The sequence below is a fragment of the Desulfovibrio sp. 86 genome, assembly GCF_902702915.1.
Classification (GTDB): domain Bacteria; phylum Desulfobacterota; class Desulfovibrionia; order Desulfovibrionales; family Desulfovibrionaceae; genus Desulfovibrio.
The window spans coordinates 2,350,207-2,368,419 of the sequence record NZ_LR738849.1 but is presented as its reverse complement, the minus strand read 5'-3'; the positions used below and the strand labels follow the sequence as shown (position 1 = coordinate 2,368,419).

Sequence of the window (18,213 nt, the reverse complement as noted above, 5' to 3'; positions counted from 1 at the left end):
GAGTTTTCCTGATTGGCTGTTTACCGTTGCGTCGCCATTGCGGGCATGCCGGGGCACAAACCCAGGGCGGCTGAAATTTTTTTGCCCTGCCCCGCTGACGCGCAGCATAGCCAATGCCTGCCGCCACGGGCAAGCCCGACGCGCAAAAAAACCCCGCCACATTTCGCGGCGGGGCCAGTACAATAAAGAAAGGATATGACGTGCTAGAGCAGTTTACGAATGAAATGAGTTAAATGCTCTGCAAGGGTTTTTCTGAAAAATCCTTGCCACGAAATGCGAGCAGGCGGGCTTTTGCCTGCCGTACGCGAGCATTTCAAGTGTTAAATGCTCTAGTTGATCACGCCGCAGGCTATGCGGGCTCCGCCGCCGCCCAGGGGCGCGGGCTGGTCGGAGTAGTTGTCGCCGCCGGCATGAATAATCACGGAGCGGCCCTTGAGGTCCTTGACGGCCAGGTTGGGGGCGTGCAGCTTGCCCTTGACTTCGCCCTTGGCGTCGGCGGTAAGGGCGGGCAGGTCACCCTTGTGACCATGCTTGCCGGGGCCTTCATGCTTGCCGGTTTTATCGGGGTCAAAATGGCCGCCAGCGGCGAGGCCAGCCACCTTTTTGCCGTCCTTTTCCACAGCGGCGCACGAGGGATTTTCATGCACGTGGAAACCGTGCTGCCCTTCGCTGATGCCCACCACGTCCATCAGAATATCCACGCCGCCCTTTCCGTCATCAGTAAAGGTGATGAAGCCGATGGCGTCGCCCACGCCTTCATCGGTAATTTTATTGACAGGAACCTTGACGCTTTCCGCCTGCACGGCGCCTGCTCCGATCAGGAGGGCGCAGCACATGAAGCACAAAGCCAGCAGATTTTTTTTCATATTCTATCTCCTTAGTTTTTGGCGCGCAACGAGGGGAATCGTCGCTACCTGTGAAAACCTACTATTAAGCTAGCGCATCCACACGGTCTGGTCAACGCGTCATTTTTTTTTCGCGGCCTTCTCCCCAAAGCGCCACTTGGCGAAGCGGATAAAAAAGAGTATGGTCACGTGTTGGTATTTATTATGAAGGAATATCGAGACCATTACTTCCTCAAGGCCAAGCGCGAGAACTATCCCGCGCGTTCGGTCTACAAACTCAAGGAACTGGATGCCAAGTTCCGCCTGTTGCGGCCCGGCCAAAAGATTTTGGACCTGGGGGCAGCCCCTGGCTCATGGTCATTGGGCGCGGCGGAAAAGGTAGGCTCCAAGGGTTTGATTCTCGCCTGTGACATTCAAAGCACGGAGACGACCTTCCCCCCCCAGGTTACCTTCATGCAAGAGGACGTGTTTGACCGCTCTTCGGCCTTTGAAACCAAGCTGCAGGAACTCGGCCCTTTTGATCTTGTCATAAGCGACATGGCCCCACGCACGACAGGCACCCGCTTTACCGACCAGGCCCGCTCGCTGGATCTGGCCGTGGAGGCTCTGGCTGTCGCCTGCCTGTATCTCAAGCCGGGCGGCGGCTTTGTGGTGAAAATTTTCATGGGCCCGGACGTTCAGGAACTGCTGGCGCCCATGCGTCAGGCTTTTGCAACGGTCAAGTCCTTCAAACCCAAGAGTTCGCGTGCCGAAAGCAAGGAAACATTTTTTGTTGGCCTTGGTTTTCACGGCAAGCCGGACCAGACCGATCCTGTGGCGACGCCGCCGGGCCGGTAAAACAATTATTCCCTAAAGGTTTCGGAGGTTTTATGTCTGGTCATAGCAAATGGGCCAATATTCAGCACCGCAAGGGGCGTCAGGACGCCAAGCGCGGCAAGATATTCACCAAGGCTGCCAAGGAAATCATCATCGCCGCCAAGACCGGCGGCGACCCTGTCAGCAACTCCCGCCTGCGCGCGGCTATCGCGGCAGCCAAGGCGGTGAACCTGCCCAAGGACAAGATTGAGGGCGCCATCCGCAAGGGTACCGGCGAAGACGCTGGCGGCGATCTCACCGAAACCTTCTACGAAGGCTACGGCCCCGGCGGCATTGCCGTCATGGTTGAAGTGGCCACCGACAACAAGAACCGCACCGTTGCCGAAGTGCGCCACCTTTTTTCCAAGCATGGCGGCTCCATGGGCGAAAACGGCAGCGTTGGCTGGATGTTCGACCGTAAGGGCGTCATCAGCATTGAAAAAAACGCCTATCCTGAAGACAAGATTATGGAAGCGGCGCTGGAAGCCGGAGCCGACGACGTCATCGATGATGAGGACGAATGGACCATCCACACGGCCATGAGCGACTTCACCGCCGTGCGTGACGCCCTGGAAGCCGCGGGCATTGCCATGCTGTCGGCCGAGCTTGCCATGGTGCCGCAAAACCTGGTGGGTGTTGACGCCGACATGGGCCAGAAGGTTCTGCGCCTCATGGACGCCCTGGACGACAATGACGACGTGCAGAACGTGTACGCCAACGTTGACTTTCCCGACGATATGCCTACGGATTAGAGCACGTTCTCTAGCGATGCTGTCGCCATCCGTAAGGCTTCTTCGTCGCCTAACGGCTGCCGCTTGAAATTGCTCTGACGGATGCGAGAGCAGACGCTCGCCGCAAAGGCGTAAGCGCAGCTTCAGCCTTTGCCGCAGGGTTTGCCTGAACCGTTGGCGGAAACCGCCTTACGGGGCAGGACAGCCCGCAGGAGCGGGCAACGGCTACCGCGAGAATAGATATTCTCAATGCGAAAATGCTCTAGGCTGGTCAAAAAGTCGAACTTGTTCCCCCGCTCCGCCTGGGGTAAGCTACACGTTACCCCTGGCGGGCGGACCAAAAAGCCAATGTTTTTGCTCCGGCAGCCCTGGCGATTCTTTTAAGGCAGGCAGCACATGCAAGCATGGGACATAGAGTTTAAGGATCTCACCGTTGGCTACGGAAGCCATGTAGTTCTTCACGATGTCAACGCGGTATTGCCCGGCGGCAAGGTGTCTGTCATCCTGGGCGGCTCCGGCTGCGGCAAATCCACGCTGCTGCGCCACATTATCGGTCTTTCACGGCCCCTTTCCGGCCATGTGCTCGTAGGCGGGCGCGATCTTTTCTCCCTTGGCAAGGCCGACTTCCGCCGTATCCGCCGCCACATGGGCGTGCTTTTTCAGGACGGCGCGCTGCTCGGCGCGCTGACCCTGGTGCAAAACGTCACCCTGCCCCTGAGCGAACATTTGCGCCTGCCCCCCGCCACGGTGCGCGAGGCGGGCCTGCGCGTGCTGCGCATGGTCGGCCTTGACGAATTTGCCGATTTTTATCCCAACCAGCTTTCCGGCGGCATGCGCAAACGCGCAGGCCTTGCGCGGGCCATTGTGGCCGAACCGCGCGTGCTCCTTTGTGATGAGCCCACATCCGGGCTTGATCCCATAACCGCCGCCCGCATGGACGATTTGCTGCTGGCCATGCGCGAACAGTACGCGGACATGAGCGTGGTCGTGGTGAGCCATGATCTCGCAAGCCTGCGGGCCATTGCCGACCACGTGCTCGTGCTGGCGGACGGCAAAGCGCTGTTTTCCGGCACTCTGGCCGAACTTGAGGCCAGCGACGACCCATACCTGCGCCAATTTTTACACCGCGAAGCTGGTGACGAGCGCCGCGATCTGCACCAGCCCATTGACCCTGTGGTAAGCAAAGCCCTTGACAACTGGCTGGCTTCATAGACACGCTGTGCGCACGGGCGTGGCACACCCGGTTTTCACCGTGCCTGGGGACGCCCCGCGCCCCTTGCGTCAGAAAAATTTGCCCCGCAGCGCAGCAAGGCGGCTGTTGCCTGAAGGCAGGCCGTCAGGGCGCGCTGCCGGAATTCTGTAGTGAATCCGACACGCCGTCAGCAAGACAATCCTGGTATGTTAGGCATAATGCTTGAAAATTTGCGCCTGCCTTCATATAGTATCGAAGAATGACTGTAGCCTCGGCTATGGGGGAGAGATGCAAACCCAATGAATACCGTAAGAGAAACCGCTGTGGGCCTTTTTGTGCTGATAGGCCTGCTCTGTGTTGCCTACCTGACCATCAAGCTCGGCAAAATGGAAGTTTTCACTGGCCAGGGCTATGAGCTCAATGCCAGTTTCGACTCCGTGTCGGGCCTGCGCGTGGGCGCGGATGTTGAAATGGCGGGCGTGCCCGTGGGCAAGGTCACCGGCATCCGGCTTGACCCCGACCCCATGCGCAGTCAGGCCGTGGTGCGCTTGCGCTTTGACAAGGACCTGCATCTTTCTGATGACAGCATTGCCTCTGTGCGCACCAGCGGGCTTATCGGTGACAAATACATCAGTATTTCCCGGGGCGGTTCGGAACACATGCTTGCGCCCGGCGACACCATTACAGACACCGAATCCTCAGTTGACCTGGGGTCCCTTATCAGCAAATATGCTTTCGGAGGAGTGAAATAGATGTTCTCCCACGCATTTTCACGGCGCATCACTCTTGCCCTGTGCGGACTTTTGCTGGCCTTTGTTTTACTGCCCTCGGCAGCGCAGGCCAATTCTCCGGCCCGGCAGGCTCTTGAAACGGCCACCAACCGCATCCTGGACTTCATCAAGAATCCTGATTACGTGAATCCCGCCACACGCAGGCCCATCCGTCAGCAGATTGAAGATGAAGTTCTGCACATTTTCGACTTCGGCGAATTTTCCTCGCGCACCGTGGGCCCCCGCTGGCGCACCTTTACGCCGGAACAGAAAAAAGCCTTCAGCGACGCTTTCGCCGACCTTCTCATCAGCACCTACATCAACAAGATTGACGGCTATAACGGCGAGCAGGTGCTCTACACCGGTGAAGTGGCTTCCGAAAAGGGCGACCGGGTCGAAGTGCGCAGCGTCATCACCATGAAGGACGGCAAAAAAGTGCCCGTGGCCTACCGCATGTTGCCCAAAAACGGCAAATGGATGGTCTACGACGTACTTATCGAAAATATCAGCCTGGTCAAAAACTACCGCACCCAGTTTCAGGACATCCTGAACACGGATTCGCCGGAAAACCTCATTGCCCGTATCAAGGCCAAGGCAGTGGAAGTGCAGCAGGAACATGCCAAATAACTCCCTTGCGCGCCAGGCGCGAACACTCACGCTGGGCATCCTGCTGCTGGTCGGCATCCTTGGTCTCGACGGCAACAAGGCCATGGCGGCTCAAGGCGTCAGGCAGTCCCTCGCGCCTTCAACGGTGTATGGCGGCGCGCCCATGCTGCCCGCCGGAGCCGTTACCGTCACGCCCTATGCCTCCCTGCGTGACGCCAACGATCTGGACGACTACGATACCGCCGACATCGGCAGCATCGCCGACCCTCTTGAACCCTGGAACCGCTTCTGGTTCCACTTCAATGACATCTTTTATCTGTACATTGCCCGGCCAGCTTATGACGCCTGGGTATTCGTCACGCCGCATCAGGTGCGTGGCGGTTTGAAAAACTTCTTTTCAAACCTCCTCTTTCCCGTGCGTTTTGTGAATAACATCCTGCAATTCCGGTTTATGGAAGCTGGTGTGGAGTTTGGCCGCTTTATCGTCAATACCACATCAAGCCTGGGCCTCGCCGATGTGGCCAAGGGCCTTAAACCCATTGTGCCAGTTGATCCCACGGGCGAAGACTTCGGCCAGACCATGGGCCGTTGGGGCATAGGACAGGGCTTCTACCTGGTGTGGCCCATCATTGGCCCCAGCTCCGCGCGAGACACCGTTGGCCGCGTGGGCGACCTCTTTGCCGATCCGCTCTTTTACCTGAAACCCTGGGAACTCGGGGCTGGCGTGGGCGGCGGCCTTCGCTTCAACGCCCTTGGCGACGTACTGCCCCTCTATGAAGACCTGAACAGCGTGGCTCTTGATCCCTATCTTGCCATGCGCGAAGCTTACGTGAACTTCCGTAAATCGCAGGTCATGCGCTAGCCGGCACGGGCTGGTACCATCTTTTTGAAAGGCTTTGTGGGGGAGGGACCCTTTTGCAAAAGGGTCTCCTCCCCCACACCCCCTCCCCCTAGAGCAGATTAACTTTGAAATGCTTCACATTTCAAAGTTTTCATTCAGCCGAAAAATGCGATTTGCGACAGCCATCAGCAGGCTGCTCGTTCTATTAACCAAGTGCTGTCTTTGTCCGTAGCTTCCTTCGTCGCAACGGCCAAAGCTCGGCTGAATCCACGCCACTTTGTGGCGCGCTGCACCTTCGTGCAGCGTTAGAGCATTTACACTTTTTCAAAGTTAAAATGCTCTAAAACTCTTATGGCATTTTAGCACTGTACAAATGCAGCCCCGTGGGCGCATTCCGTGCGGCAATACGGCAATTCTTGAAAAAGCGGATGTACGTCACGGACATCCGCTTTTTCAATGCGTTAACGCTGCACAAGAGGGCAGCGCGCCACAATTGCTCCGTCAGACTGCTCGCCCCTGCGCTAAACTTTTTCGCCCTCTGACCGTTATTTCCACTATACGGTTCTGTGCGTTCGCCCAGGCGCGCGCCCCAACGGGGGGCAAAAAATGCCCCTTAGAGTTGCACGCATCTTGCAACACTGACAGCGCCCGGCACATATGCTCCGCACGCCAGGCATAAAATATCTTGATGAGAGGCGCCTATGGCCATCAGCATATCCGGTTCCAACGCCGTTTCCGGCCTGAGTGGCATGGACACCAATTTTGACGAGACTCTTGCCAAACTCAAGAAGATCGAATCCACACAGCTCAACAGTCTGACTGCCTGGAAGTCCGACTGGAGTCTGCGCTATGAGGCCTTTGGCACCATCATCCAGCAGGTGCAGACAGCCAGCAACGTGCTCACGGGCATTGGCAACAAAAACAGCTTCGTCACCAAAAACGTCGCCAGCAGCAATGATAATATCCTGACGGCCGTCGCCAACGCCTCGGCGCAGGACGTGCAGCACAGCATCAACGTGCTGCAGATGGCCAACAACTCCGTGTGGGCCAACACAGGGCACGTCTTCAGCTCCAAAACCGACGTCATCAATGACTCCGGCGTGGACCAGAACTTCACGTTCACCTATGCCGGAACCACCAAGAGCATAAAGGTGCCCCCCAAGACCACGCTGGAATCCTTTGCCAGCATGGTCAACAATTCCACAGAAAATCCCGGCATCAAGATCAGTCTTGTGCAGACGGGCACGGGATATGTTTTTCAGGTGGCTGGCAAAAGCACGGGAGCGGAAAACGATCTCGTCATTCATAGCAGCGGCCTTGTGGGCATGAACTCGGCGGGCACCTCGTCGGTGTGGAAAAGCAACAGCGCGCTGAACCTCGGCGCAACCCTCACCAATCCCAATAAATACGCCTTTGACCTCATTATGGAGGACGGCTCAAAGTTTACCGTTTCCATCACGGGCGACAAGACCAATCAGAATCTGGCAGACCAGATCAATACCCAGACAGGGCGCAATGTGGCAGCGCTGGACAGCAGCGGCAACCTGACTCTCACGAGCGTTTCCGCCATGTACCAGCGCGACGTCGGCGCCATCGCAAAATCCGTTCCGGCCAGCACCAAGGTCACGGTGGGAGCCAACCCCAGCACGACAACCTTGCAGTCTGACCTGACCATGACGTTGGACTACGACGACGGCATCACGACCGGAACGCGCAATCTTACCATCAAGGCAGGCACCAACCTCAAGGACGCCCTCATCCAGATGGCCCAGGCCACTGGCATGAAGTCGGCGGACCTGAGCATGGACAGCGGCGGCAACTGGTCTATAGACCTGGCCAATATTACCGGCATCACTTTTGATCCCAGCGCCAATGCTGCCGATACCGCCCTGTTTACCACCACCACCACTGCAAAAAACCTGGGCAACCCCATCGGAAGTATCGCTTCCGCCACCACCGGCGTTGTTTTCAAGGCCAGCATGCTTGGCGACAAGCTCGGCGGCAGCAGCGCCGACGGCAGCAAGGACTTTACCTACACCCTTGTTGACAACACCGGCGCTGTCCAGACCATAACCCTGGCCAACAACAAAACGTATCAGGATCTGGCGGACGCCATCCATACCAAGACCGGCGTTGCGGCAACAACCGATGGTAGCGGCAACCTGTCATTTTCGCTCGGCAATACCCTTCAGTTTTATGTCAGCCAGGGCCCGGGCGGCGGCATGGACGGCCTGACAACCAGCACGGCCACCACCACGCTGGCCTCAGGTTTGACGCCTGGCAACACTTTGGACGCCACGCAGCCTCCCCTCAATTATACGGTCACTCTTAACGACGGCACCCAGATTAGCGTGCCCCCCCTCGCCAGCGGCTCCAGCATGCAGGACGCGGTGACCGCCATTCAGCAGGCGCTGGCCAATAACTCCTCTGCGCAGGCCGCCGGGGCGACAGCCAAGCTTGTAAAGGCCGACGGCACTGACTGGACAAGCGCGGCTGACGGAGAAAGCTTTCTTGCCATCACCAACGCACAGAGCGTCAGTGGCCCCGGCATTAAGGGGCAGGTGGCCGAATCTTCCAACTGGAACATCCAAAGAGCCACCAACGCCCGCTTTACCGTGGACAACTGGCCCATTGAGATGGAGTCGGCCTCCAACAACGTCAGCGACGTCATTGAGGGCGTGGTCTTTACCATCCACGACAAGGGCCAGGCGCGCGTCAGCGTCAGCACCGACGTCACCTCGGTGGAAAAATCCATCCAGACATTTCTGGACGCCGTAAACTCCGTCCTTCTGACCATTCGCGATTTCACCAAGTACGACAAGGACAAGGTAACTACAACCAACGACCCGAAAAAGACCACCAACAGCAACTACAGTCCTTCGCAGCTCACGGCTGAAAAAGGCGGTCTGCTTCAGGGCAACTACGGCGTGCAGCTTTTCAAGTCGCGGTTCAACAGCCTTCTCGGGGCGTCGCCGCCAGGCTTCAAAAGCCGTACCAGCGCTGAAGATCTGCTCTCGGGCGACGTGTTGTCCAACCTGGCCAACCTGGGCATCAAGGTCAACAATAACGAAGCCAGCGACAAATTCGGTCTGCTTGAGATAGCGCCTGCATCCAGCATTGCCGCCTTGCAGCAGTTGGATCAGAAAAACTACACCGACATGATCACCAATAACCTGGAAAGTGTGGTAGATTTTTTCTGCACCGACGGCACAGGTTCCAGCACTTCTTCGTCGTTCCGCTACGGCAGTCACGTTGCCGGCATTACCAAGGCCGGAACATATGACGTCAACTATACCGTTGACGCCAGCGGCAACATTGAAAAAGTGATGGTGGGCGGCGTTGAGGCCAAGCGCGACCTGAGCCAGCCCGGCTATTATTACAGCGTTGGCTCCGGCGACGCGCGCGGTCTGGCCATCATCGTCGATGACCTGAGCGCGGGCGAACACACAGGCCAGGTGCGCATCAAGGAAGGGCTGATACAGACCGTCAACAGCTTTTTGAAAAGCGAAATGGTGTTCAATGACGTCAACCTGTCCTCCACAGATCCTAGCAAAAATGCCGACGCCCTGGCCCTCAAATCGCAGAACGGCGCCCTCATGGTCTTGCGCGACAACTACAAGACCATTATGGAGAACATTGATAAAAAGATCAGCCAGGAGCAGGATCGCATCTCGCTCTGGGAAACACGGCAGAAAAAATATTTTGCCAATCTGGAAACACTGCTGAATAACTATAAAAGTATGCAGACCCAGCTGGAATCGCAGATAACCAAGCTGAATAGCACCAGCAGCAGCAAAAGCTAGCAACCGGCACGCACAAGGATAGCTATATGAACAAGGCGGCAAACGCGTACTTTCAGACCAAGGTTGGCACTACCGACCAGGGGCAACTTCTGCTCATGCTCTATGACGGAGCCCTCAAGTACATCCAGCAGGCACGCACCAAGATGCTGGCCAAGGATTTTGCGGGCAAGGGCATCATGATCTCAAAGGTCATCGACATTGTTAATGAGCTGGCGGCATCCCTCAATATGGACAAGGGCGGCAGCCTGGCCGTCAACCTCAACAACCTGTACCTGCTCTGCACTGCCCGTCTGTTGCGCGCAAATCTCAAAATGGACGTGGAATCTCTCGACAGTGTGGAAAGCATACTGTCCGGCCTGCGCGGAGCCTATGCCCAGATCATCGAAACGCCCGAGGCGCGCAAAGCCGCCGCTGACATAGCGAACCGCATGCAGCCTGCGGGCTCCATAAGCAAGACGGCGCAGCCCATCACACAGCATCAGGGCGCGGCCGTGCCGCGTTCTCATGCCCAGGCGGCCTACGGGCGCAACGCCATGATGCCGCCCCAGACCATGGGCGCTCCCGATGCCGCCATGCCGCAGCCCAACCTGCCGGGGTATTCGCCTGCCCCCGCCGCCATGCAGGGCGCTCCCGCAACGGCCGCAACTGCGGCCTCCGCTGCCGTGCCCTCCCAGGCGCAGGATATGCCTCGGGCCCATGTGCAGTCTTTTGACCAGGCCATGAACCAGGGGACGCTGGCGTCCAATGGCTTTGCTCCCGGCCGCCTGCCAGGGGCATACGGCAAGGTTCCCCCGCGCGGCTGACGCCTGCGCCGAAGTGCGCTGCCACGGCAGCGCTGAAGCCTTCCGGCCATGAAAACGCCGGGCCTGCCAAGCCCACGCCACATACTATGGCAAATATCTCAAGCCCCGCTTCTGCGCCACAGAAGCGGGGCTTGAGATATTTTGCTCTGTGGGGGAGGGACCCTTTTGTAAAAGGGTCTCCTCCCCCACGCCCCCACCCCCTAGAGCATTTAACTCATTTCATTCGTAAGCTGCTCTAAAACCTTTATTGTGGCTTATGACAGTTCTTGAGCAGTTCAATGTTGGAACATTCTGGCAACTGCGCAAGTCCGTTGCTTGCAAACCAGTTATGCCCCTGCCGCACCTCAGGGAATAAATGTGTCTCTCACTGAAATTGTGCGCACAGTCACAGAAGTGGGAGGGGTTTTGTGTTGTATACTGGCTTTACGCCCGCTACACTGTCACGATGCTTTCCCCGGCCAACGGTCGCAGGGCAGCCCCAACAAAGGGAACCAGGAGGTTTTATGCCATCTCCGCAGCACAACGCCCATATGGACGCCGTCATGGGCGAAGAACACGCACTGCACGCCACCGTGGCCGATGCCCTGTGCACAGGGCTGCTGGCCGCGCTTGCCCCCAATGAAAGGGATGCCCTCTCCCGGCACGCGCGCCTGCAAACGTTCGCCCCCGGCACGGCCCTTTTTCAGGAAGGCGACGAAAGCGCGGACGCCATGCTTCTGCTCTCCGGCCTGGTCAAGCTGTGCCGCCACAGCAGTCAGGGCAAGGAATGCGTGCTGCACCTTGTGCACACCGGCAAATTCCTGGATGTGGGCGTGCTGTTTTATGAAGGGGGCTTGCCCATTTCCGCCGTGGCCCTCCAGCCCACCACGGTCTTGAGCCTCAACCGCCGGGCCTTTCTGCACACGCTTGAAAACAACGCCCCGCTGGCCGTCAGCCTGATGGGGGCCATGAGCCTGCGCCAGCGCCTGCTCATTACCAAGATAGCCGGATCACAGGGCCGCATATCCGTGGCCGGGCGCGTGGCCGCATGGCTGCTGCACCGCTCCAAGATGGAAAAAAGCGCCACCCTGCGTCTGGGCGTCACCCAGGAAATACTGGCCCGCCTTATGGGCATCAGCCGCGAGAGCCTCAGCCGCGAACTTTCCGCGCTTTCGTCCGCAGGCATCATTGACCACAAGCGCCGCAGCATCACCCTGCTGGATCACGATGCCTTACTGCAAAGGGCACAGGGGTAGGACTTATTATCCCTGGGGAAACGCTGATTTATTCCGTTTAGCTGCGTTGCTTCAAAAAAAGTGAAGCAACGCAGCCAAACGAAACAACTGCGCGTTTCCGGAGGCTCTTTAACCAGTGCGTTCTTAGAAAGCTGCGTCCACTGCGAGTTCGGTTCTGACCAACGCAGAACAGCATCAATCGTGGCAATATTCCCTGGGGCACATCCAATGAAAGCCCACTGTTTCAACCGCTGGAAAAACTCCGGCAAGCAAGGCTATTGAGGTACGGCATGCGCGCCTGCATTGTTTATTCTTCCTGCACGGGCAATACCCGCAAAGTGGCGGAGGCCATGGCCGAAGCTTCGGGCATTGCCTGCCACGCCGTGCGCCACGCCCCCTCCCCGCAGGAATACGATCTGCTGGCCGTGGGCTTTTGGGTACGCCAGGGCCTGCCTGACGCCCGCGCCTTGCGTTACATACAGAGCATTCACAACAAAAATGTTTTTTATTTCGGTACGCTGGGCGCATGGCCGCAGTCGGAACATGCCCTGCGCTGTTCGCGTGCCACGGCCGCCATGCTTGAGCAGGGCGGCAATACCGTACTGGACGGATTTTTGTGCCAGGGCAAGGTCAGCCCCCAGGTTGTGGCTGCCTCGCAACGCAAGGGCACCCATCCAATGACCACAGCCCGGCAGGAACGCCTGCGGGAAGCAGCCCGCCATCCCGATGCGGAGGACTTGCAGGCCGCCTGCCAGCGCTGGCTGCAGAGCCTGACAGCCGTCCGCGCCACCCTTCACCACCAAGGATTCCCAAATGCGCAGACACAAGAGCGAATGTAACGATCCGGCCTTCTTTGACGAAGTGTTCTCCACCGCCGATGACCTGTTCCTGGCCATGCACGACGGCGAATATCCCTATGTGCTGCCCCTGAACTTTGTCCGTCAGGGCCAGGCCCTCTATATCCACTGCGCCCTTGAGGGACACAAGCTGGACTGCATCCGCCAGAATCCGCGTGTGGCCTTTACCCTCATTGCCGATGTGACCATCCACCGCGAAAAATCCACCACCTACTTCAAGTCTCTCTGCGGCAAGGGCACGGCCTGTATCGTTGAGGACGAGGCTGAAAAAGGCCGCGCCCTGGACGCCATCGCCCAGCGCTACGCGGCCCTGTGCCCGCAGCCTACCCCCACGGCCAGCATAAAACGCACCGCCATTGTGCGCATAGACATAGAAGAATTGACGGGCAAGCGTAAGTTGCCTTCTGGAACGGCGTAGAGCATTTTCACGTTGAAATTGCTCTGGCGACTGCATGGGCAGTGTCCCGCAGCAAAGGCGTAAGCGCTATTATTTGCGCTGTTAAGCGCCGGAGCGAGCGTGTCCTGAACGTTGAGAACGTGTATTCTCAACGTTACTCTGCTCCAGGCCCGCCGGGAACGTTCCACCGGCGCGGTCAGCGGCACAAACAGCGCATTGCCCACTGTGGCGGCGCTGCCCGCGCCATGGCGGCACGCTGGCAATCCTGCACAACACGCTTTTTTCAAGGAAGTCTGACATGGGCGGAGCTTCCCGTCTTATTCCCTTGCCGAGTTTTCTGGCTCTTGCCCTGGCCGGGGCCCACTTCTGGCGGGCGGGATGGCCCTCCCTGGCCGCAGGCTGCGGCCTTATGGCCGTGCTGACGTGGACGCGCCTTGCCTGGGTGCGGCAGTTTCTGCTGCTGGCCCTGCCGGTTCTGGCCGCCCGCTGGATATGGACCACCGCGCAGTTTGTGCAGATACGCCAGCTCATGGAGCAGCCCTGGATGCGCCTTGCGGTCATCCTTTTATCCGTCGCCCTGTTTACCGTCGCCGCCGCCCTGCTGCTGCTCAAAGACAGCGCACAGCAGCGCTACTGCCACAGGCAAGAGGCCGCCACAGCCCAGATGGGAGCCATGGCCGTATGCCTCGCGCTGCTGCTGCCCGTGTGGTTCATGAACCCGCAGTTGCTGGTGCTGGAACGCTTTGTGCCGCAAGGCGGCCTTGCCCAGATTATGCTGGCCGCCCTGTGGGCCGCGCTTGCCGCAGGCTGGCTTGCCGACCGCCGCACGGCCCCACGCGCCCGCATGCGGCTGTGGCGGCTGTTTTCACTGGTCTTTTTCGGCCAGCTTGTGCTGGGACTGGCGGTGGAAAGCCGCTTTCTGCTCACGGGCAGCCTGCATTTGCCCGTGCCTGGCCTCATTGTGGCCGGGCCGGTCTATCGCGGGGGCGGCTGGTTCATGCTGGGCCTTTTCGGCCTGTCCACCCTGCTTGTGGGTGCGGCGTGGTGCAGCCAGCTCTGCTACTTCGGCGTGTGGGACGCCACGGCCGCGCGCGAGGCAAAAAACACCCCTGCTCCTGCCTGGTTGCCCCGCCTGCGCATGGCCTCCCTGGCCCTGACCCTTGCCACGGCTCTGGGCCTGCGCCTTACGGGCGCGCCCACTGTGGCGGCCCTGACCTGCGGCCTGCTGCTGGGCCTGCTGATCGTGCCCTGCGCCCTGCTCATAAGCCGGATCAGGGGGTACGCCTCCTACTGTCGCGGCATCTGCCCGCTGGGTATTCTGGCCCAGTGGTTTGGCCGCATTTCACCCTGGCGCATCCGGCGTGTGGGGGAATGCAGCGGCTGCCGGGCCTGCGTTCGCGTGTGCCGTCAGGACGCCATGACGGAACAGGCCTTTGAAAGCGGCTGTCCCACCACGGCCTGTCATCTTTGCCGCGACTGCGCCAATGTCTGTCCCAGACACGCCCTGGCCGTCACATGGTTTGGCCGCGCCTCCAGCGCCGCGTGGGCCGGAACCGTAATGATCGCCCTGCTGGCCGGACTGCACGCGGCCTTTCTGTTCATGGCCCGGATCTGACACAATTTCACTTTGAATTTGCGAACATGCTCCAGACAGTGTCGTCACGAGATGAATTTCCAGTTATATCAAGGAGAACGAGCCTTTTATGCAGGGAGTGTACTCTGATGGTACTCGACCGGAATAAAAGGCGATGTTCGACGCAGAAATAACTGGAAAGGCGCTCGCGACGGCACTGTCTGACACCTCCACCGGACAAAGGACAAGGACACTCAATGACACGCATCCTGAACCGCATCCGCTCAAGCCAGTCCCAGCCCCGCGTAGGCTGGAATGAAATTTTCTGGGCCTGGTCGGGCAGTTGCCTTTCCGTCGCCTGCCTGGCCCTGCTGGAAAAAGTCTGCGCGCAGGAATGGAATCTGCCGCTGCTCATCGGTTCCTTCGGAGCCTCGGCCGTGCTGGCCTTTGGCGCGCCCCACAGCCCGTTCGCCCAACCGCGCAACCTGGTGGGCGGGCACGTCCTGTCCGCCCTTGTGGGCGTGAGCAGCCAGGCCATGATGGGCGCGGAACCCGTGCTGGCGGCGGCCCTGGCCGTTTCCACCGCCATTGCGCTCATGCATATGACCCAGACCCTGCACCCTCCGGGTGGAGCCACGGCCCTTATTGCCGTCATCGGCGGCCCCGGCATTCATGAGATGGGCTACTGGTACGTTTTGCTGCCCTGCGCCGCCGGGGCCACATGCATGCTTGTGCTGGCTCTGGCGGCCAACAATCTTGCCGCCCGTAAAAGATACCCCGTATTCTGGTGGTAATGCGCCCGAAGCGCCCTCTGGGGGAGGACGCCGCCCTTTATTATCGCATACACGAAACACATATCACAGGAGCGTAGAACGCCCGCCACTTGCCACACAGCATCAAAAAGAGTAGCCATATTTTTTTAAAGGAAACACTGATTAGAGCAATATAACTTTTACATTGCTCTGACGGCTGCGTGAGCAGACGTTCGCCATGGAGGCGTAAGCGCAGTTTATCTGCGCGGTTACACGCCGAAATGAGCGTGCCTTAAACTTTGAGAATATGCATTCTCAAAGGTAATCTGCTCTAAAGAGCCTCCTGGAAACGCGCAGGTATTTCCTTTGGCCAGACGCGATCTTTTTTCAAGCAGGAGTGGGCTCTTCCGTCCTCGACTGTTTCAAAAAAAGTGAAGCAAAACCGCCAAACGGCATAAATCAGCGTTTTTTAACAGTTGACGAGGTGCTGTCACATGTCGAGCGATTCCCCCGCTTCCCCCCTGGCGGAGGGCCTGCGCCGCGCACTGCCCATTGTGCTCGGCTATACGCCCGTTGGCTTTGCCTTCGGCGTTCTGGCGGTCAAAAACAACATTCCTCCCTCGCTGGCCGTGGCCATGTCCGTGCTCATGTTTTCCGGGTCCGGCCAGTTTGTCTTCGCGGGCATGTGGGGCGCGGGCGCAGGCGCCCTGTCCATCATGGCGGCGGTCTTTATCGTGAATCTGCGGTATCTGCTCCAGTCCGCCGCGGAGTCCCCCTGGCTGGCCGGTCTGCCGCGCTTTCAGCGCTTTTTGCTGGGTCTTGGCCTCACGGACGAAACCTTTGCCGTTCACGTCACGGCCTTCCAGAACGGCTGGAAGCGCAACCTCACCACTCTTTTTGTCTGCAACCAGACAACGCAGATCGCCTGGGTGGGCGGCAGCGCCATTGGCGCGTTTTGCGGGGAGCTTGTCACCGACGTCAAACCGCTCGGACTGGACTACGCCCTTACCGCCATGTTTCTGGCCCTGCTGGTGCCGCAGTGCGTGAACCGCCTGCACGTTCTGGTCGCCATTTTCACCATGACGCTGTCCATCGCGCTCAAGGCTGCAGGCATGAGCCAATGGAACGTCGCCGTGGCCACGGTGGTGGGTGCCAGCCTCGGCACGGCCCTGCTGCTGTACAAGGATAAAAAGGACGCCGCCTGCGCACGGCAACCCGGCTGCGCCTGCGTGGAACAGGCCGCTGCGGAAAAAACCGGTGACGCGCCTGGATCGCCTCATGTCCTTGGTGCACCTGACGCGCCTGGCGCGACACAAGCGGAGCCTGCCCGAAGGGCGGCGGGCCAGGAACAGCGCGACGCTTCCAGCCGGACGGATGCAACAGACCTGCTGACGGCAAACACTGACGGGGTGCAGTCATGAATGGAACGAGCTGGCTTGAGGCCCACCTTGCCCTTATCCTGTGCATCGCGGGTTGCACTGTCGTAACCCTGCTGTCCAAGCTTTTGCCCGTGACCTTTCTCAAGGGCGACAATCTGCCCGTGGTGCTGCGCCACTGGCTGTCCTTTGTGCCTGTGGCCGTCATGGCCGCGCTGGTTGGCCCTGATATTTTCATCTACGAAGGCCATTTCAGCATAAGCCCCTCCAATCTCTTTCTCATGGCGGGCCTGCCCACCCTGCTGGTGGCGTGGTGGTTCAAAAACTATTTTCTGACCATTGCCGTGGGCATCGGCCTGGTGATTCTGGCGCGGTATACGGGTCTGTACTGATGCGCGAGGAAAAAGAAATGCCTCTTGCCGCCGCCCCCGAGGTTCCGGCCCTGCGCAAACGCCGCAAACCCGCCCCGGCCCTTGCCGCCCCGGAACAGAGCGGGCGTCTTCTGGTTCGTCTCGCGCCGCACCATACGGCTCTTTTTCGCTTTCTTCTGGAAGCCTACGATCATACGGCGTACTTTACCGTGCTCGAGCCCAAAACGGCCCTGCTCAAAATCGTCTTTTCGCCCCATCTGGAAAGAGAGACCAGGACAGCCCTTGCTGAAATGGCCCGCAGCCTGCCCTTCAGCGTTGAAGAATGGCCCTTTTCCCGCCTGCCGCAGGTGCGCAAAAAGGCTTTGAGCTAGCCACGTTTTCTGTTATGACTGCCCTGTTGCGGGAGAACGGGCCCGGGGAGGCCCGGTCCCGTTTTTTCACGCCCGCGTGATAGGCGATCCCTTGCACAATCGCCCGGCAAACAGGCCGGTTATCCAGACTAAGGCGGACATATGTCACCGACATACAAGCGAATTTTGCTCAAACTGAGCGGCGAGGCCCTTGCGGGCTCCAACAAAACGGGCATCGACCCTGAAACCGTGGCCGAAATATGCCGCGAAATCGGCACTGTGCTTGCCATGGGCGTGGAAATGGCCCTGGTTATCGGCGGGGGCAACATCTTTCGCGGGCTTTCAGGCTCCGCCAAGGGTATGGAACGCTCGTCAGCCGACTATATGGGCATGCTGGCCACAGTGCTCAACGCCCTGGCCGTACAGGACATGCTTGAAAAGCAGGGCTATCCCACCCGCGTGCTTTCCGCCATCACCATGCAGGAAGTCTGCGAGCCCTTCATCCGCCGCCGCGCCCTGCGCCACATGGAAAAAGGCCGCGTGGTCATCTGCGCCGCAGGCACGGGCAACCCCTACTTCACCACCGACACGACGGCCGCGCTGCGCGGCATGGAACTCAAGTGCGACGCCATCATCAAGGCCACCAAGGTGGACGGCATCTACGACAAGGACCCCACCAAATTCAGCGACGCCGTAAAGTTTGAAACCATCACCTATGATGAAACATTGTCCCGCCACCTCGGCGTGATGGACGCCACGGCCTTTGCCCTGGTGCGCGACAACAACGTGCCCATCATCGTCTGCCGCATGCTTGGCGGCGACATCAGGCGTGCCGTCATGGGCGAGTCTGTGGGTACTACAGTACGCAACGCATGAT

At 59.1% G+C, this 18,213-nt stretch carries 18 protein-coding genes; 17 read left to right on the top strand and 1 reads right to left on the bottom strand.

Going from position 1 to position 18,213, the window contains the following annotated elements; genetic code table 11:
• Nucleotides 1-329 precede the first annotated feature (329 nt).
• Entirely contained in the window at nt 330-866 is a 537-nt protein-coding gene (locus DESU86_RS09660) for a superoxide dismutase family protein (protein WP_179980854.1), read from the bottom strand.
• 183 nt (nt 867-1,049) lie between these two features.
• Here DESU86_RS09660 and DESU86_RS09655 point away from each other — a divergent pair, with 183 nt between their 5' ends.
• The 17 genes from DESU86_RS09655 to pyrH all read left to right on the top strand — a co-directional run bounded on the left by DESU86_RS09655 (nt 1,050) and on the right by pyrH (nt 18,212).
• Nucleotides 1,050-1,682 carry an RlmE family RNA methyltransferase gene (locus DESU86_RS09655; protein ID WP_179980853.1) on the top strand — a complete coding sequence of 211 codons (633 nt, stop codon included), beginning with the start codon at nt 1,050-1,052 and terminating at the stop codon, nt 1,680-1,682.
• Nucleotides 1,683-1,714: 32 nt separating this feature from the next.
• Nucleotides 1,715-2,452 carry a YebC/PmpR family DNA-binding transcriptional regulator gene (locus tag DESU86_RS09650; RefSeq protein WP_179980852.1) on the top strand — a complete coding sequence of 246 codons (738 nt, stop codon included), beginning with the start codon at nt 1,715-1,717 and terminating at the stop codon, nt 2,450-2,452.
• A gap of 375 nt (nt 2,453-2,827) precedes the next feature.
• A complete protein-coding gene (locus DESU86_RS09645; protein WP_179980851.1) occupies nt 2,828-3,643 on the top strand; it encodes an ABC transporter ATP-binding protein in 816 nt (271 codons plus the stop codon).
• A 279-nt stretch (nt 3,644-3,922) separates the two neighbouring features.
• Nucleotides 3,923-4,375, top strand: a complete 453-nt coding sequence (mlaD, locus tag DESU86_RS09640; RefSeq protein WP_179980850.1) for an outer membrane lipid asymmetry maintenance protein MlaD — start codon at nt 3,923-3,925, stop codon at nt 4,373-4,375.
• Nucleotides 4,376-5,020, top strand: a complete 645-nt coding sequence (locus DESU86_RS09635) for a Tgt2/MlaC family protein (protein WP_179980849.1) — start codon at nt 4,376-4,378, stop codon at nt 5,018-5,020.
• On the top strand, nt 5,010-5,861 hold the full coding sequence (locus DESU86_RS09630; protein WP_179980848.1) for an MlaA family lipoprotein: 852 nt from the start codon (nt 5,010-5,012) through the stop codon (nt 5,859-5,861). The genes DESU86_RS09635 and DESU86_RS09630 overlap by 11 nt, the downstream gene beginning before the upstream one ends.
• 680 nt (nt 5,862-6,541) lie before the next feature.
• Nucleotides 6,542-9,643, top strand: a complete 3,102-nt coding sequence (gene fliD / locus DESU86_RS09625) for a flagellar filament capping protein FliD (protein WP_179980847.1) — start codon at nt 6,542-6,544, stop codon at nt 9,641-9,643.
• A gap of 26 nt (nt 9,644-9,669) precedes the next feature.
• The gene (gene fliS, locus DESU86_RS09620; RefSeq protein WP_179980846.1) at nt 9,670-10,446 is read left to right on the top strand and encodes a flagellar export chaperone FliS; all 777 of its coding nucleotides are present in this window, start codon (nt 9,670-9,672) and stop codon (nt 10,444-10,446) included.
• Nucleotides 10,447-10,949: 503 nt separating this feature from the next.
• Nucleotides 10,950-11,681: a Crp/Fnr family transcriptional regulator gene (locus tag DESU86_RS09615; protein WP_179980845.1), complete on the top strand. Its 732-nt coding sequence runs from the start codon at nt 10,950-10,952 to the stop codon at nt 11,679-11,681.
• Nucleotides 11,682-11,950: 269 nt separating this feature from the next.
• The gene (locus DESU86_RS09610; protein ID WP_179980844.1) at nt 11,951-12,499 is read left to right on the top strand and encodes a flavodoxin family protein; all 549 of its coding nucleotides are present in this window, start codon (nt 11,951-11,953) and stop codon (nt 12,497-12,499) included.
• On the top strand, nt 12,474-12,935 hold the full coding sequence (locus DESU86_RS09605) for a pyridoxamine 5'-phosphate oxidase family protein (protein ID WP_179980843.1): 462 nt from the start codon (nt 12,474-12,476) through the stop codon (nt 12,933-12,935). Before DESU86_RS09610 ends, DESU86_RS09605 begins: the two co-directional genes overlap by 26 nt.
• A 277-nt stretch (nt 12,936-13,212) precedes the next feature.
• Entirely contained in the window at nt 13,213-14,529 is a 1,317-nt protein-coding gene (locus DESU86_RS09600) for a 4Fe-4S binding protein (protein WP_179980842.1), read from the top strand.
• 215 nt (nt 14,530-14,744) lie between these two features.
• Nucleotides 14,745-15,281, top strand: coding sequence for an HPP family protein (locus tag DESU86_RS09595; protein ID WP_179980841.1), 537 nt, complete (start codon nt 14,745-14,747; stop codon nt 15,279-15,281).
• Between the two features lie 452 nt (nt 15,282-15,733).
• Entirely contained in the window at nt 15,734-16,660 is a 927-nt protein-coding gene (locus DESU86_RS09590) for an AzlC family ABC transporter permease (RefSeq protein WP_232088319.1), read from the top strand.
• Nucleotides 16,657-17,007: an AzlD domain-containing protein gene (locus DESU86_RS09585; protein ID WP_179980840.1), complete on the top strand. Its 351-nt coding sequence runs from the start codon at nt 16,657-16,659 to the stop codon at nt 17,005-17,007. Before DESU86_RS09590 ends, DESU86_RS09585 begins: the two co-directional genes overlap by 4 nt.
• 17 nt (nt 17,008-17,024) lie before the next feature.
• Complete coding sequence (locus DESU86_RS09580; RefSeq protein WP_179980839.1) at nt 17,025-17,357, top strand: DUF4911 domain-containing protein; 333 nt, start codon at nt 17,025-17,027, stop codon at nt 17,355-17,357.
• Between the two features lie 141 nt (nt 17,358-17,498).
• Nucleotides 17,499-18,212: a UMP kinase gene (pyrH, locus tag DESU86_RS09575; RefSeq protein WP_179980838.1), complete on the top strand. Its 714-nt coding sequence runs from the start codon at nt 17,499-17,501 to the stop codon at nt 18,210-18,212.
• Nucleotide 18,213: the final 1 nt, after the last annotated feature.

Coding starts and splice junctions, on each gene's coding strand:
- DESU86_RS09660 (WP_179980854.1), bottom strand. CDS start 866: ATGAAAAAAAATCTGCTGGCTTTGTGCTTCATGTGCTGCGCCCTCCTG.
- DESU86_RS09655 (WP_179980853.1), top strand. CDS start 1,050: ATGAAGGAATATCGAGACCATTACTTCCTCAAGGCCAAGCGCGAGAAC.
- DESU86_RS09650 (WP_179980852.1), top strand. CDS start 1,715: ATGTCTGGTCATAGCAAATGGGCCAATATTCAGCACCGCAAGGGGCGT.
- DESU86_RS09645 (WP_179980851.1), top strand. CDS start 2,828: ATGCAAGCATGGGACATAGAGTTTAAGGATCTCACCGTTGGCTACGGA.
- mlaD (WP_179980850.1), top strand. CDS start 3,923: ATGAATACCGTAAGAGAAACCGCTGTGGGCCTTTTTGTGCTGATAGGC.
- DESU86_RS09635 (WP_179980849.1), top strand. CDS start 4,376: ATGTTCTCCCACGCATTTTCACGGCGCATCACTCTTGCCCTGTGCGGA.
- DESU86_RS09630 (WP_179980848.1), top strand. CDS start 5,010: ATGCCAAATAACTCCCTTGCGCGCCAGGCGCGAACACTCACGCTGGGC.
- fliD (WP_179980847.1), top strand. CDS start 6,542: ATGGCCATCAGCATATCCGGTTCCAACGCCGTTTCCGGCCTGAGTGGC.
- fliS (WP_179980846.1), top strand. CDS start 9,670: ATGAACAAGGCGGCAAACGCGTACTTTCAGACCAAGGTTGGCACTACC.
- DESU86_RS09615 (WP_179980845.1), top strand. CDS start 10,950: ATGCCATCTCCGCAGCACAACGCCCATATGGACGCCGTCATGGGCGAA.
- DESU86_RS09610 (WP_179980844.1), top strand. CDS start 11,951: ATGCGCGCCTGCATTGTTTATTCTTCCTGCACGGGCAATACCCGCAAA.
- DESU86_RS09605 (WP_179980843.1), top strand. CDS start 12,474: ATGCGCAGACACAAGAGCGAATGTAACGATCCGGCCTTCTTTGACGAA.
- DESU86_RS09600 (WP_179980842.1), top strand. CDS start 13,213: ATGGGCGGAGCTTCCCGTCTTATTCCCTTGCCGAGTTTTCTGGCTCTT.
- DESU86_RS09595 (WP_179980841.1), top strand. CDS start 14,745: ATGACACGCATCCTGAACCGCATCCGCTCAAGCCAGTCCCAGCCCCGC.
- DESU86_RS09590 (WP_232088319.1), top strand. CDS start 15,734: ATGTCGAGCGATTCCCCCGCTTCCCCCCTGGCGGAGGGCCTGCGCCGC.
- DESU86_RS09585 (WP_179980840.1), top strand. CDS start 16,657: ATGAATGGAACGAGCTGGCTTGAGGCCCACCTTGCCCTTATCCTGTGC.
- DESU86_RS09580 (WP_179980839.1), top strand. CDS start 17,025: ATGCCTCTTGCCGCCGCCCCCGAGGTTCCGGCCCTGCGCAAACGCCGC.
- pyrH (WP_179980838.1), top strand. CDS start 17,499: ATGTCACCGACATACAAGCGAATTTTGCTCAAACTGAGCGGCGAGGCC.